Below are 14,734 nucleotides of genomic sequence, written 5' to 3' on the forward strand. Positions count from 1 at the left end.
GTCGCGAGCGTATCTCGCGACATGCTTTGGCTCGCGCTTTGTGCGGGCGGGAGGGGCGGCGTGGCGGAACCATTTCTTTCTGAAATCAGAATCATGTCCTTTGGTTTTGTGCCGAGAGGTTGGGCGCTCTGCAACGGACAGCTTCTGCCGATCGACCAGAACCAGGCGCTGTTCTCCTTGCTCGGCACGACCTTCGGCGGCGACGGGCGGGTGAATTTCGCCCTGCCGGACTATCGCGGGCGCATCCCAAATCATGTCGGTGGCGGCCATGCGTTGGGCGAGCGCGGCGGGGAGCAGGCGCACACCCTTTCCATAAGCGAGCTACCTCAGCATACGCATGTCGCCAACGCATCCACCACGCAGGGCGACTCTACCAATCCGAATTTCGCCAATGTCGGCAATGTCCTGGCGAAAGACCCCGGAAATATCTATGGCCCCGCCGTCAGCCTGACGGCACTGAATTCAGGCAGCGTCTCTAGCATCGGCGGCAGCCAGGCGCATCTCAACATGCAGCCCTTCCTGACGCTCTGCTTCTGTATCGCCCTGCAGGGCATCTTCCCGTCGCCGACCTGAGGAAACGCGATCATGGCACAACCCTATGTTGGCGAAATCCGCATGTTTGCCGGCAATTTCGCCCCGGCAGGGTGGATGTTCTGCGAGGGACAGCTGCTGCCGATTTCCGAGAACGAGACGCTGTTCCAACTGATCGGCACCACTTACGGCGGCGACGGCCAGAGCACATTCGCGCTGCCCGACCTTCGCGGCCGGGTCCCGCTTCATCAAGGCAATGGCTTTGTCCTGGCGGAGACCGGCGGCGCCGAGGAGATTACGCTGTCGATCCCGCAGATACCGGCGCATTCCCATCCGTTCTTGGGTAACATAGCCAATGGATCGCAAGCTTCGCCGGCGAACAATGTGCTGGCAAGTTCGACCCTGATCCAGCTCTACGCCGCCGAAACAGCGGACGCCAACATGGCGACATCGGCCATTTCCTCGGTAGGCGGCAGCCAGCCGCATACGAATTTCCAGCCCTATCTCTGCGTCAATTTCATCATTTCGCTGTTCGGCATCTTCCCGTCGCCGACTTGAAGAGGCACCGTCATGGCTGATCCGTTCGTCGCCGAAATCCGCATCTTTCCGTTCAATTTCGCGCCAAGGGGCTGGGCCTGGTGCGATGGCCAGCTTCTGCCGCTGTCGCAGAACACCGCCCTGTTCTCGCTTCTCGGCACCACCTATGGCGGCAACGGCAAGTCCAACTTCGCCTTGCCCGACCTGCAGGGCAGCGTGCCCATGCATCCGGGACAAGGCCCCGGGCTTTCACTGCATGACCTTGGCGAGACGGGAGGCTCGGAAACCGTGTCCCTGCTGGAATCGGAGATTCCGATGCACAACCATGCGATGCGGGGAACCGTCGAAAATGGCACGCAAGGTACGCTGACCGCCAACATCACGCTGGCAACCTCCGTTGGCGGGCAGGTGTTTCAAAAGGCCACCAACGTCAATCTGGCGCCCATGAGTCCCAACGCCCTCGCGCCCGCCGGCGGCAACCAGGCGCACAACAATATGCAACCCTATCTCACCTGCTATTTCTGCATCGCGCTGCAAGGCGTCTTCCCGCCGAGAACCTGATACCGAGCCAACAGGGCAGGACCAATCAAATGGCCAAGACAACAGCTCCAAAGTCGAAAGCGGCCAGCGGCAAGAAGGCCGCGACGTCCGATCCCGCTCCCTCCTTACAGACCATGCCGGCCAGTGCGCCGTTCTTCGAGCTGTCGCGGCTGATGGTCGTCGGCATCGATTCGGCGGCCGGGCGGCTGATCCAGAAGGCGCAGACCGCGCCGAACGGGCCGTGGCCTTCCGCGTGGTCGCCAATCGCGGCCGGCGCGTGGGTGATCATGAGCGCCGGCTTGACCAAGGACGGCCGCGTCGCGGTGGTCGCGCAGCCGTCGGGCACCACCAACCTGTCCTTCATCACCGAGGACGCCAACCAGGTCGGCCCGGTCGACAAATGGAATCCGCCGGTCGGCATCGGCGCGCCGCCCGGCGCGACCCTCTATCAAAAGCTGTCGATGGCCAACGACGCCGACGGCCGAATCGAAATCTTCCTCACCGATAATCTGGGCCGCATCTGGTGGATCTACCAGAATCCGGATGTCGTCGTGCAGGTGCAAAAAACCATCACGCCGCCCGGCACGACGACGCCGATCGTCGTTACCGTTGACGAGCTCAGGCCGCCCGCACAACCTTGGAGCGCCTGGATACAACTAACCGGCCAGCTCGTGACGGTCACGGCGCTGCGCCAGGCGGACGGCCGCATCGCGCTGTTCGGCATCAACTCAACTCTTCACCTCTATCGCTGCCAGCAGGCCAAGGCCCAGGCGCTGACGGTGGCGGACTGGACGCCATGGGTGCAGATCGACGCCGGCTATCCTTTCACGGAAATGGCGCCGATCGTCGGCCCGCTGGGCGCCACCAATCTGTTTGCCATGACGCAGTCAGGCCAGGTGCTGCACACCAAGCAACAGCCGGCCGGTTCCGACAGCTGGACCGCCTGGGCGACGCCCGGCTATAGCAGGGTTCCCAGATACAAGATCTGCGCCGGCATCCAGGGCGACGGCGACATCATGCTGGTGGCCTCCGACCAGCAGCATGTCCACGCGTTCAACGCCCAATACGACGCGGCCACCCAAAACTGGTCGGGATGGCGTGATTTCAGCGCCTCTGGCGCCAACACACGGCTGTCGCTCGACTACAATGCCGATGGCCGCCTCGCCTTGTTCAGTATGATGATCACGAACGATGGCACCAATAGTCTGTGGGTGATCAACCAGATGGCCATGGACAGTTCCGAATGGGAGTGGAGCTGGACGGCGCTGGCAACCGGCAACCTCAAGCAGATCGCCGTCGTGCGCGACCTGACGCCGCCCGCCTGACAGTTGATCACGGACGGCGTGACAGCGATCAACCCAACCTCTCCCGCCGCAGCCTGGTCCCGGTCACGCCGGGCCGGGCTCGCTTTCCGGGCCGCCGGCGAGGCCGACATTGCCTTCCTGTCGCGGCTCTACGCCTCGACCCGCATGGAAGAACTCGCCGTAACGGGCTGGAGCGAGGTACAGAAGGCCGCCTTCCTCGACATGCAGTTCCAGGCCCAGCACGCGCATTACCACGCTCACTATCCGGAGGCCGATTGGCTGGTGGTCGAACACGCCCGTGAAGACATCGGCCGCCTCTACATCGAGCGCTGGCCAAGTCAGCACCGCATCATCGACATCGCTTTTTTGCCGGCGCATCGCCGCAAGGGCCATGGCACCGCGCTGCTGCGGGACCTCATCGACGAGGCATGGTTGTCAGGCAAATATGTCTCGATCCATGTCGAGAAGAACAGTCCCGCGAGGCGGCTCTATCTGGACCTCGGCTTTGCCGTCGTCGAGGACAAGGGCGTCTATGACCTGATGGCGTGCGCGCCGGCGGCAGGCGAGGTGATCGCCGCAAACCCTGAGATCGGCTGAAGCCTTTCTGCCTTCGTCATCCTGGGGCGGAGCAAGGAGCGAAGCGACGCGGCGCAGACCCCGGATAGTCGAAGGCCCGTGCCTTCGACCACGGACGCGGGCTTTAATTGAACACCGCTTCGTAGACCCGGCCCACCGCGTCGGCGGCAATCGGCACGATGAAGATGTCGTGGACACCGCTGGCGCCGGCAAGGCTGTAGGTCGCCTGCGGCAGCGCGATCTCGGGCGGCCCCCGAAACAACAGGGAAAAACCGCCGCCCGGGCGCGGGCTGGACGCGATGCGGTTGACGGCGCTCAGTTCGAGCGAGACCCGTCCCGCTCCGGTCTCGACGATGAACGCCTGTCCGATCGCCTGTTCGAAATCCGCCGCCGCCGCCATTGCGTTCGCCCCAAAACCGTTTGCGGGGCACTGTCGCCGCTTCGCCACGGGCTGTCCAGAGCTCTTTGTCCGAGTCCGCTGCGGACCAAGCCGACGAACACTTCGCCACCTTTTGCCCGCCGCGCCTGGAGAGCCAGCGCGCAAGACATTTCGCGACCGTAAATCCAAAAATACAGCAGTCCATGTCCTTTTATGCGCGCCATCGACACTATAGTACTTGGTTCGGGCGCGGGATGTTTACGAGCCCGGCGCGACAAGACGGAAGTTTCGGCAACGATGCCTGACGCGGAATGGCCGGCCTGGCCGGCTTGCGGGAGAAAAAGGACGGACGATGGCTGAGGGTGATGCGAAAACAGGGACGCCGCCGGCAACAGGGGGCGACGCCTTGCCGTTGTTCTATTCGAGGCCCGAGGCGCTCAATCCGGCCCGGCACGGCTCGCTGGGGCTGACCGCGCGCAGCGACTTTTCCTTCGCCCGGCGGGCGCATGCCATTCCGGTGGTGGCGTCGGAAATGCCGGCGGCGATGCGCTCCTATCCGATCGTGTTCATCGGTGCCGCCAAGGCGCCCGTGATCATCGCCGGCGTGCGCCAGGACGAGAACCTGTTCGTTGAGGCCGACGGCAAGTGGAGCGCGCCGCACTATATCCCGGCCTATGTCCGCCGCTACCCCTTCATCCTGGCCGAGGACCCGGGTTCGGCCGGCCGGCTGACATTGTGCGTCGACCGGGCGAGCGAGCGCGTCGTCGACCAGCTCGCGGCGCCGTCGCGCGACGACAAGGTGCTGCCTTTCTTCAGCGGCAATGAAGCGACCGAGGCAACCAAGCAGGCGCTCGCCTTCTGCAACCAGTTCCAGATCGACTTCAGGGCGACCCGCGAGATGGTCGACAAGATCGACGCCCACGGCCTGTTCGCACCGCGCCAGAGCAAGGTGACGCTGGAAGGGGGCGAAGTGCTCAACCTCACCGATTTCCAGGTGATCGACGAAGCCGCCTTCAACAAATTGAGCGACGCGGCCTTCCTCGACCTGAGAAAATCAGGCGCGCTCAGCCTGCTCTACTGCCACCTCGCCTCGACCAACAGCTGGACCTCGCTGGTGCATCAGGCCTCGGTGCGCAAGGCGGAGGGGGCGGGAAGCTGAGAAGGCGGCTCGTCGTCGACAGGCGAGCTATGCCGCTGCCCGCCGGTCGTGGGCGCCCTCCCTGATCTCCTCGGTGAGCTTGTCGCAGAACGCGTCGAGATCGCCGGGGTTGCGACTGGTGACGAGCCCCTGATCGGTGACGACGGCACTGTCTTCCCAAAGACCGCCGGCATTGATCACGTCGGTCTTGACCGACTTGTAAGACGTGACGCGGCGCCCATTGGCGATCCCGGTCTCCACGAGAAGCCAGGGCGCGTGGCAGATCGCACCGACGACCTTCTTGGCGGACCAGAATGATTTGACGAAGTCCAATGCCTTCTGCTCGACCCGCAGCAGGTCGGGGTTGATGACGCCGCCAGGCAGAACGATGGCGTCGTAGTCGTCCACCCGCGCTTCATCCAGGGTCTTATCGACGGGAACGCTCCGTCCCCAATCCTTGTGATCCCAGCCTCTGATCTCGCCGCTTGCGAGCGACACGACATCCACTTGCGCACCCGCCTCGCGCAGTTTTTTCAACGGAACTTCCAATTCGGACTGTTCAAAGCCGTTGGTGGCGAGAACGGCGATGCGCTTGCCAGAAATGTTCTGCATCATTTTCTCCATCTTTGGATTGATGGAGGCTAACGAGGCCCGGCGGGAAGCGTTCCTGCTGTAATTTTATGTGACTTCCGGGAATCCTGGGGCCTCGGCCGTGGCGACGAGACCAGCGTCCGCCCCCCAACGCGAAAAAGCCGCGGCGGACCGCGGCTTTTCGATGCTTGATTTCCCTGGAGGAAACTGGAGCGGGTGAAGCGATTCGAACGCTCGACCCCAACCTTGGCAAGGTTGTGCTCTACCCCTGAGCTACACCCGCTCACACGGCGTCTTGGCCGCAAGCCGGGCCTATATGGCTGAAGAGCGCGGCGATTGCAACAGGGAATAGCAGGCTTTTTGCAACCCGGCGCAATGAAGCCGGCTAGCCCGTGCGGACAAGGCGCCGGCCGGATTTTGCGCCTTCCGCCAGGCGATGGCGTGGGCTGCCACGGCATTGCGGCGCGCGTGTCGGCGCGGCGTGCGTGGGAATCGCCGGCTTTCGCGGCTCAGCGCTTCGGACTTGCGCAAAAACGATTCCGATTCTCCGGGCAATGCGATAAACGGCATGGCCTCACACCAAGCCCGGGAAGAAAATCAATGCCGAAGACCGAAGCCGAGCTTTTCGCCTTTCTCGCCGAACTGGGCATCGCCGTTTCGACGATACGCCATCCGCCGCTCTATACGGTCGCCGATTCGCAGGCGTTGCGCGGCGAAATCGCCGGCGGGCACACGAAAAACCTGTTCCTGAAGGACAAGAAAGACAATTTCTTCCTGGTCACCGTCGGCGAGGACGCGGTTGTCGATCTCAAGCAGATCCACCAGCTGATCGGCGCCGCCAGCCGGGTCTCCTTCGGCAAGCCGGAGATGCTGCTGGAGCTTCTGGGGGTCACGCCGGGCGCGGTCACCGTCTTCGGCGTCATCAACGACAGGGAAAACCGGGTCAGGCTGGTGCTCGACAAGGATCTGATGGAGCATTCGGTCATCAACGCGCATCCGCTGACCAATGAGGCGACGACGTCGATCGCGGCGGCCGACCTCATCAGATTCGTCGAGGCAACCGGGCACGATGCTGCTATCTTGAAAGTCTCGGCTTGATCGCCACATGGATGGCGAAGCCGATTTCCAATACGACATTGCGCGGAGCCGCGGGCCGGCGGGCGCGACCGAAAGGGTGACGAGATGAGCGACAACAATCCGTTTGGCGGATCATTCGGGAACAATGGCGGCCAGTATGCCACCACGGTCCAATATGGCGGAACGGCGCCGGCCCCTGCGAAGGCCGTGCTTGGCGAAGCGCCCGCGGGCCCCGTCGGCGAGGTCATCAAAGACACGACGACCGCTGCCTTCGCCGCCGACGTCATCCAGGAATCGCGCCGCCAACCGGTGCTGGTCGATTTCTGGGCGCCGTGGTGCGGGCCGTGCAAGCAACTCACCCCGCAGCTGGAAAAGGCGGTCAAGGCCGCCGGCGGCAAGGTCAAGCTGGTCAAGATGAACATCGACGACCATCCCTCGATCGCCGGCCAGCTCGGCATCCAGTCCATACCGGCCGTCATCGCCTTCAAAGACGGCCAGCCGGTCGACGGCTTCATGGGCGCCATCCCGGAGAGCCAGATCAACGAATTCATCACCAAGGTCGGCGGCAAGGGCAATGGCGCCCAGGCCGTGGCCGAGGCGCTGGCGGCGGCGACCGAAGCCCGCGACGCCGGCGACATGCAGGGCGCTGCCGACATTTATGACGCCGTCCTGGCGCAGGCGCCGGAAACGGTCGAGGCGATTGCCGGGCTGGGCGAGCTGCTGTTCGAGGCCGGCGACACGGAAGGCGCCGAGGCGCTGTTGGCCACGGCCCCGGAGGCCAAGAAGGACGCGCCTGTTCTCGCCGCGCTGCGCGCTAAGATGGCGCTTGCCGCGCAAGCCGCCGAACTCGGCAACCCGGCCGAATTCGAACGGCGCCTGGCCGAAAACCCTGGCGATCACCGGGCGCGCTTCGATCTGGCCATGATCCAGAACGCCAGGGGCGAGCGTACGGCGGCCGCAGACAATCTGCTGTCGATCATCAAGGCCGACCGCGCCTGGAACGAGGATGGCGCCAAGACGCAATTGCTGCAGTTCTTCGAGGCGTGGGGCATGACCGACGAGGCGACGCTCGCCGCGCGGCGGAAACTGTCGTCGCTGCTGTTTTCCTGAGCCGGCTGCCGGTTGTTTTGTCGCATGGGCTTGTGTCGCCAAGCCTGTGCGCCAGATAGGACAGGGCGACGCGGGATTGACGCTTCCCGGCGGAAGCGATCGGAGGAATGAGGTGCAAGCGGGAAACGCGCATTACCGGCTCGCCAAGGATCTGCCGTCGGCGATCCCGATCTTTCCGCTCGAGGGCGCGCTGCTGCTGCCGGGTGGCCGCATGCCGCTCAACATCTTCGAGCCGCGCTACCTGCAGATGCTGGACCAGGCGGTCGCCGGCTCGCGCCTGATCGGCATCATCCAGCCCGCTCTCGATGGGGCCTTACGCGAGGATGGCGAGCCTGAACTTTGCAATGTCGGCTGTATCGGCCGCATCATCGCCTTTTCCGAAACCGGCGACGGACGCTATCTGATTTCGCTGCAAGGCGTGTGCCGTTTCCGCATCGCCCACGAGCTGCCGGCCAAGACGCCGTTTCGCCAGTGCAAACCGGCGCCATTCCTGACCGATCTCGACGAGGATCAGGCGGCCGAGGAAATCGACCGGCCGGCGCTGCTCAGGGCATTCCGCGCCTATCTGCAGGCCAATGACCTGGAAGCCGACTGGGAAAGCGTCAGCCGGGCCGAAAACGCCATGCTGGTCAACGCGCTGTCGATGATGGCGCCCTACGGGCCGGCCGAGAAGCAGGCGCTGCTCGAAGCAGCGGACCTGAAAACGCGGGCCGAGACGCTGATCGCCATCACCGAGATGACGCTGGCGCGCGAGAATGAGGATTTTGGCTCAAGCCTGCAGTAGGATGAAGGCAGGCCTGGAGCTGGAAGGGGCATGCGATGGCGGATGGGCGTGACGGCAAGAAAACCAGTGTCGACCCGAAGCTCCTGGAATTGCTGGCCTGTCCGCTGACCAAGGGACCGCTGGCCTGGGATCCCCAGCGCGGCGAGCTTGTCTCGCGGGTCGCCAAGCTCGCCTATCCCGTGCGCGACGGCATCCCGATCATGCTGCCCTCGGAGGCGCGGACCATCTCGGCCGAGGATGTGCTATCGCCGCCGAAGCCGGGCGGGCCAGGCTGAAGGGGGGGCGCTGTCCCGCCAGCGTTTGATGGGAAGGGCCAGTCCCTCGCCTACTGAAAATTGCGCCCCTTCGGCATGACCTTTTCCGCTTCTTCCGACAACATGGCGAGATCCTGTCCGACTTTCCGCAGTGCGGGCTGGCTGGAACGATCCGGATCGTTCGCCTTGGCGGCAGGGTCCGACGGATCGGCGGCCGGCGGTGCGCCCGCACTGACCTTTTCCAGCAGCACGGTCAGCCATGGCGTCAGATCCTCGATCTTCTCGGCGACGATATGCACCACACCGGATTCCGACTGCAGTTTGCCGCTGACCTTGACGAAGCGCGCGCCCATGACGATGGGCCGGAAGCGGGTGAAGGTCCGCTCCCAGAAGATGACATTGGCGACGGCCTTGTCGTCTTCCAGCGTGAGAAAGATCGCATTGCCCTTGCCGGGGCGCTGGCGCACCAGCACCAGACCGGCAACGGAGACCCGCCTGCCGTCGCGCACGGAGGGCAGGCTGGCATTGGGGATGACGCCGGCGCGGTCGAGCCGCTCGCGCAGGAAGGCCACCGGATGCGCCTTCAGCGACAGGCCGAGCGAGCGGTAGTCGTGGATGACATGCTCGCCGAGCGGCATTTTCGGCAGCTTCGTTTCGGGCTCCAGCTCGCGCAGGCGCAGCGCCGGCTGGTCGAACAAAGGCAGCTTCTCGGCGGCACTCCTGGCGCCCAGCGCGCGGACTTCCCAGAGTGCCGCGCGGCGATCGAGGCCGATGGACCGGAAGGCGTCGGCCTGCGCCAGCTTCTCGATCTCGTCGACATCGAGGCCGGAGCGCAGCCAGACGTCCCGGACGGTTTCGAAGCCTGAACCGCGCCGCGCGACGAAAGCCGCCATGCGCTCCTTCGACAGGCCCTTGATCTGGCGGAAGCCGAGCCGCAGCGCATGATTTGTCTCGATGACGCCGCGCATCTCGGCATGGCGCGGCAGGATGCGGCCAGGATCGAAAGGCGCTTTTTCGAGCGTGCAGTCCCAAACGGAGAAATTGACGTCGACCGCGCGGATGTCGACGCCATGGTCGCGCGCATCGCGCACCAGCTGCGCCGGCTGATAAAACCCCATCGGCTGCGAGTTCAGGATCGCGGCGCAGAAGACGTCGGGATAGAAGGTCTTGAACCAGCAGGAGGCATAGACCAGCAGCGCGAAGGACGCGGCATGGCTTTCGGGAAAGCCATATTCGCCGAACCCCTCGATCTGCTTGAAGCAGCGCTCGGCGAAGTCCTTCGTGTACCCATTTCCGACCATGCCTTTGATCATACGCTCTCGATAATTGCCGATAGTCCCGGTGCGCTTGAAGGTGGCCATGGCACGTCGCAGTTCGTCAGCCTCGCCCGGTTTGAACCCTCCGGCAACGATGGCGATATTCATCGCCTGCTCCTGGAACAACGGCACGCCAAGCGTCTTGCCGAGAATCTTTTCCAGCTCCGGCTTGGGATATTCTGGTTTCTCCTTCTTCTGCCGTCTGCGCAGGTAGGGGTGGACCATGTCGCCCTGAATGGGACCTGGCCGGACGATCGCCACCTCGATGACAAGGTCATAAAACTCTTCTGGCCTGAGGCGCGGAAGCATCGACATCTGGGCGCGCGATTCGATCTGGAAGACGCCAAGCGTATCGGCCCTGCAGATCATCTTGTAGACTTGCTTGTCCTCTTCCGGCAGGGTGGCCAGCACATAAGGCCGTCCATACGGGTCACGCGCCTTCGGATAATGGTCCGTGAGCAAGGTGAAGGCGCGTTGCAGGCAGGTCAGCATGCCGAGCGCCAGAATATCTACTTTCAGGATTTTCACCGAGTCGAGATCGTCCTTGTCCCATTCCACCATCTTGCGCTCATCCATCGCCGTCTTGACGATGGGCACGATCTCGTCGAGCCGGTCCCTGGTGATGACGAAGCCACCGACATGCTGGGACAGGTGACGGGGAAAACCCATGATCTCGTTGGCGCGCTCCATTACATGCCGCGACACCGGATCGCTGCGATCGAGGCCGCCGGCCCGGGCTTCCTTCTCGCCGAGTTCCGAGGTCGACCAGCCCCAGATCGAGCCGGAGAGCGACGCCCTGACATCTTCCGACAGGCCCATCGCCTTCGACACCTCGCGCAGCGCCGAGCGGCCGCGATAGCTGATGACGGCGGCGGCGAGCGCGGTGCGCTTGCCGCTGTATTTCTCGTAGATGTACTGCATCACCTCCTCACGTCGCTCATGCTCGAAGTCGACGTCGATGTCAGGCGGTTCGTTTCTCTCCTCGGAGATGAAGCGCTCGAAAAGCGAGTTAATTTTTTCCGGCCCGATTTCAGTGATGCCGATGCAGAAGCAGACCACCGAATTGGCGGCCGACCCACGGCCTTGGCAGAGAATATTCTTGCTGCGAGCAAACTTGACGATGTCATATACGGTCAGGAAGTAGCGGGCATAGTTGAGGCGCTCGATCAGGGCGAGTTCCTCCTCGATGCGGCTAATCACGGAGGCGGGCACACCCCCCGGATAGCGGTTGAGCGCTCCCTCCCGAGCCAATCTTTCCAATTCGGCCTGCGGCCCGAGGCCCGATTCCGTCGGCTCGTCCGGATAATTGTATTGGAGGTCGCTGAGCGAGAAGCTCAGTCCTTCAGCAAAACGCAGCGTTTCCGCCAGCGCCCGCGGATGCCTGCGGAACAGGCGCGCCATTTCCAGCGGCGGCTTCAGATGGCGTTCGGCATTGGCGGTCAGCTCCAGCCCCACCTCAGCGACCGGAACATTGAGGCGGATCGCGGTCAGCACATCCTGCAAGGGGCGGCGTTCGGCGGTGTGGTAGAGCACATCGTTGGTCGCCATCAGCGCAATGCCGGTGCTTTCGGCCAACGCCGCCGCCTGCTCGATCCGGAAACGGTCATGGCCGGCATAACAGGGCGAGACGGCAACCCGCAGGGCGCTGCCGAAGCGGTCCTTGAGCTGGCGCAGCAGGGCAAGACTGTCCTGCGCGCCCTGCGCCAGATCGGGCAGGACCGCCAGCGCCATCCGGTCCCCCCATTCGAGCAGGTCGTCGCGCCGGAGCAAGGTGGCGCCCTTCTCGGTCTCGTCGCGCAGATTGGCCTGGGTGAGCATGCGGCACAGATGCCCCCAGCCGGCGCGGTCCCTGGGATAGGCAAGAATGTCCGGCGTGCCGTCGCCAAAAACCAGCCGGCAGCCGGGGTGGTAGGCAAGCTTTTCGACCTTGGCCTGCTGCCAGGCGCGCACCACGCCGGCCACGCTGTTGCGGTCGGCGAGCCCGATCGCGGAGAAGCCCAGGAGCTTGGCGGCGACCACCAGCTCCTCCGGCTTGGAGGCGCCGCGCAGGAAGGAGAAATTCGACTGGATGCCGAACTCGGCATAGGGGATGACGGTCAGCGCGTTCATGCGAAGACCCCGTGCATGAACCAGCGTGGCGGTACTTGCGGGTTGCCGTAAAGGCCTTGCCGGTAGAGCCAGTAGCGGCGGCCATCGCCATCCTCGATGCGGAAATAGTCGCGTGTCGATGCCGCCGGATCGCCTGGCGCCTCGCGCCACCATTCGGCGGCGATGCGTTCGGGCCCTTCGGCGCGGGTAACGCGGTACAGCGCGCGGCGCCAACGAAAATGCAGCGGCGGTCCCTCCGGCATTCCGGTGACCGGCACCTCGATGGGCTCGGGCGCGCGGAACAGCCGGATCGGCCGTTCCGGCGGAAAAATGGTCATCGGCGCCTGCATCCTGTCCGGCTTCTTCGGCGGCGTGGTCCGGCGCGGCGCCTCGGCGAAGGGGACGATGGCGACGGCGCGTTCGGGCAGATGGCTTTCCACGGGGACCGGCTGCAGGATCGCGCCCTCGCCGAGGCGGGCGCGGATGCGGTCGGCGAACAGAGCGATGTCGGCGCCGTCATCGGCCGCTTCACCGGTCAGATCGGTCTGCTGCGCATCGAAAGCGGCGACGGCCAGCACCGAGAGGCGCACCAGGTCGAAGCCATAGCCGGCATCGATTTGCTGCTCCAATGCCGCCAGCCGCTCATGGAACAATTTCTTGATCAGCAAGGGTTCGCGCATGGGCCGCGAGGTGCCGAGCGCGATGCGGCTGACGGCGCCGTCGACGCGAAAGAGCAACAGCGCCAGGCTCCTTGCGCCTTCGCCGCGGCGTTCGAGATCGGTTTTCAAGGTCGTCGCCAGCATGCCGACCAGCCGTTCGATCTCCTCCGTCAGCGTGACGGGCTCGGCGAGGTGCCGTTCGACCGAAAGCGGCGCGACGGGAAGACGTGGGGAGATCGCCTCGTCGAGACGGCCAAGCGCCTGGTCGAGGCGCTGGAGCAGCAAAGCGCCGAAGCGGCGGACGAGCGGCGCGCGCGGTGCGGCCATGACGGCGCCCGCCGTGCGCAGCCCGACACTTTCCAGGCTGGTACGGATTTCCTGTGCTATGCGAAGGGCGGCCAGCGGCAAGGGGGCGAGCAAGGCTTCCTCCTCGCCCGATGCGACGATGCGGGCGCCACAAAAGCGGGCCGCCGCCCAGGCGGCTCCGGGGGTGCCGGCAAGCCCGGCGCGAACGTCGAAACCCTGCTGGAGGAAGCGCGACAGGATTTCGTCCAGCATGGCACGTTCGCCGCCGAACAGATGAGTGCAGCCGGTGACGTCGAGGAACAGGCCGTCAATGCCATCCAGCGCCACCAGCGGCGTGTAGCGGTCGCACCAGTCGGCAAGGCCCTCGAGCAGGCGCCGGTCGGCCTCCGGATCGGCCTCGACGATGTCGATCGAGGGATGCATGGCGCGCGCATCGGCAATCCCCATGTCGCGCTTCAGGTGCAGCGCCTCAGCCCGCTCGTCGAGGGCCGAGATGCGTTGCGCGTTGCCCTGGCGGTGGCTGATTACCAACGGTGGGTGAGATGGGTGATCCGACGGCCGGGAACGCCAGGATTTCCCCAGCCGCTGCCGCAGGATCCTTTCGGCCGCCAGATAGGGAAACCACAGGGACAGGATTCTCTGCCCGTCTTTCCTTGTCCCCTCTTTCTTCGAATCCGCGTTCATCGGGGTTCCACTCCAGTGTGAATTGTCCAGGCAGGGCCGTGCGGCTCTTGCCGATGCTGATGGTGAAGGCGGGGCGGCCGATCGAACCGGCGAGCGGCCCAGCGATCGTTTCGCGCGGCACGGCCGGCGCCGACGCGGCGATCAGACGGACAGGCGCCGCCGTCGGTTCCGGCCCGGCCGCCTGCCGCAGCAGGACCACCGGCCGGCCGGCGCCTTGCGCCCGCGCATGCAGGCGGCGTGTCGCGGTCAGGTCCAGCCGCTGCGGATTGCCGCGGATTTCCAGGATGACGGCGGCAAGCGCGGTCATGCGGGCCGCCTCCTCGGCGACCCACAGTGCATCGACGAGCCTTGGCGCCTCGGAAAACAGCAATTGCCCGGGCTCGATGCCGAAGGTGGCATGCAGCCCCCTGGCGTAGGGAAAGCCGGCCTCGTGGAAAATTTCCGATGTCCCGATCCACAGGATGGGCAACCCTTGCGCCTGGTTGAGGATCAGGCTGACGAGCGACAAAGCGAAGCCGGCCACGGCTCCCGCATCGCGTGTTTCCAGCCCATGGATTTCGGTCAGGGCGGCTTTCGGCAGGCCGCCGCCGAGCGCGGCATCGAGCCGCTCGACGCCGATGGGCAGGAAAGCATCCGGCAAGGCGGCGGCAAGACCGCGCCGGACGATCGTCAGATCGACGCCGGGGCCAACGTCGGCGTCGGCATCAAGGGTCGCCCGCGCCGGCGCCTGCAGGCGCTCGGGCAGCGTTCCCTCGATTTTCGCGATCTGGCGGCGCAGGGCAAAAACAGTCTCCCGCGCCACGGCTGATATCGCCATGACGGTCAGCTTCCACTCACAATTGTTCCTGTTATGTTCACAT

The 14,734-nt window shown here is 64.8% G+C and carries 15 protein-coding genes and 1 tRNA gene; 10 read left to right on the forward strand and 6 right to left on the reverse strand.

What is annotated here, in order from left to right:
* Positions 1–60: 60 nt before the first annotated feature.
* The 5 genes from LB564_RS09235 to LB564_RS09255 are packed head-to-tail and all read left to right on the forward strand — an operon-like array spanning position 61 to position 3,509.
* On the forward strand, positions 61–573 hold the full coding sequence (locus LB564_RS09235; protein ID WP_224537791.1) for a phage tail protein: 513 nt from the start codon (positions 61–63) through the stop codon (positions 571–573).
* Between the two features lie 12 nt (positions 574–585).
* Positions 586–1,089, forward strand: a complete 504-nt coding sequence (locus tag LB564_RS09240; protein WP_224536944.1) for a phage tail protein — start codon at positions 586–588, stop codon at positions 1,087–1,089.
* A gap of 12 nt (positions 1,090–1,101) precedes the next feature.
* Positions 1,102–1,629, forward strand: coding sequence for a phage tail protein (locus tag LB564_RS09245; protein WP_224536946.1), 528 nt, complete (start codon positions 1,102–1,104; stop codon positions 1,627–1,629).
* Positions 1,630–1,658: 29 nt separating this feature from the next.
* On the forward strand, positions 1,659–2,933 hold the full coding sequence (locus LB564_RS09250) for a hypothetical protein (RefSeq protein ID WP_224536949.1): 1,275 nt from the start codon (positions 1,659–1,661) through the stop codon (positions 2,931–2,933).
* 18 nt (positions 2,934–2,951) lie between these two features.
* Positions 2,952–3,509, forward strand: a complete 558-nt coding sequence (locus LB564_RS09255; protein ID WP_224536951.1) for a GNAT family N-acetyltransferase — start codon at positions 2,952–2,954, stop codon at positions 3,507–3,509.
* 103 nt (positions 3,510–3,612) lie between these two features.
* On the opposite strand, the gene LB564_RS09260 is transcribed toward LB564_RS09255, so the two are convergent.
* Positions 3,613–3,888, reverse strand: coding sequence for a DUF6916 family protein (locus tag LB564_RS09260; RefSeq protein ID WP_224536955.1), 276 nt, complete (start codon positions 3,886–3,888; stop codon positions 3,613–3,615).
* A gap of 331 nt (positions 3,889–4,219) precedes the next feature.
* Between LB564_RS09260 and LB564_RS09265 the strand changes: the two genes are divergently transcribed.
* Positions 4,220–5,026, forward strand: coding sequence for a SapC family protein (locus LB564_RS09265; RefSeq protein WP_224536957.1), 807 nt, complete (start codon positions 4,220–4,222; stop codon positions 5,024–5,026).
* Positions 5,027–5,053: 27 nt separating this feature from the next.
* Here the strand turns inward: LB564_RS09265 and LB564_RS09270 are convergent, their stop codons facing one another.
* Together LB564_RS09270 and LB564_RS09275 are read right to left on the reverse strand one after the other, a co-directional pair.
* Positions 5,054–5,617: a type 1 glutamine amidotransferase domain-containing protein gene (locus LB564_RS09270; RefSeq protein WP_224537793.1), complete on the reverse strand. Its 564-nt coding sequence runs from the start codon at positions 5,615–5,617 to the stop codon at positions 5,054–5,056.
* Positions 5,618–5,804: 187 nt separating this feature from the next.
* Positions 5,805–5,879, reverse strand: a tRNA-Gly gene (locus LB564_RS09275).
* Between the two features lie 317 nt (positions 5,880–6,196).
* Here LB564_RS09275 and LB564_RS09280 point away from each other — a divergent pair.
* From LB564_RS09280 to LB564_RS09295, 4 genes are all read left to right on the forward strand, one after another.
* Positions 6,197–6,694: a prolyl-tRNA synthetase associated domain-containing protein gene (locus LB564_RS09280; RefSeq protein ID WP_224536960.1), complete on the forward strand. Its 498-nt coding sequence runs from the start codon at positions 6,197–6,199 to the stop codon at positions 6,692–6,694.
* Between the two features lie 84 nt (positions 6,695–6,778).
* Positions 6,779–7,783 (forward strand): thioredoxin, encoded by a 1,005-nt coding sequence (trxA, locus tag LB564_RS09285; protein ID WP_224536963.1) that lies wholly within the window; start codon positions 6,779–6,781, stop codon positions 7,781–7,783.
* 112 nt (positions 7,784–7,895) lie between these two features.
* Entirely contained in the window at positions 7,896–8,567 is a 672-nt protein-coding gene (locus tag LB564_RS09290; RefSeq protein ID WP_140703722.1) for an LON peptidase substrate-binding domain-containing protein, read from the forward strand.
* A gap of 35 nt (positions 8,568–8,602) precedes the next feature.
* A complete protein-coding gene (locus LB564_RS09295; RefSeq protein WP_224536966.1) occupies positions 8,603–8,842 on the forward strand; it encodes a Trm112 family protein in 240 nt (79 codons plus the stop codon).
* Between the two features lie 50 nt (positions 8,843–8,892).
* Here the strand turns inward: LB564_RS09295 and LB564_RS09300 are convergent, their stop codons facing one another.
* The 3 genes from LB564_RS09300 to LB564_RS09310 are packed head-to-tail and all read right to left on the reverse strand — an operon-like array spanning position 8,893 to position 14,691.
* Entirely contained in the window at positions 8,893–12,246 is a 3,354-nt protein-coding gene (locus LB564_RS09300; protein WP_224536968.1) for an error-prone DNA polymerase, read from the reverse strand.
* Positions 12,243–13,721, reverse strand: coding sequence for a DUF6504 family protein (locus LB564_RS09305; protein WP_224536970.1), 1,479 nt, complete (start codon positions 13,719–13,721; stop codon positions 12,243–12,245). Before LB564_RS09305 ends, LB564_RS09300 begins: the two co-directional genes overlap by 4 nt.
* On the reverse strand, positions 13,660–14,691 hold the full coding sequence (locus LB564_RS09310) for an ImuA family protein (RefSeq protein WP_224536972.1): 1,032 nt from the start codon (positions 14,689–14,691) through the stop codon (positions 13,660–13,662). Before LB564_RS09310 ends, LB564_RS09305 begins: the two co-directional genes overlap by 62 nt.
* Between the last annotated feature and the right edge of the window lie 43 nt (positions 14,692–14,734).

It is taken from the genome of Mesorhizobium sp. ES1-6 (genome assembly GCF_020164775.1).
Taxonomy (GTDB): Bacteria; Pseudomonadota; Alphaproteobacteria; order Rhizobiales; family Rhizobiaceae; genus Mesorhizobium.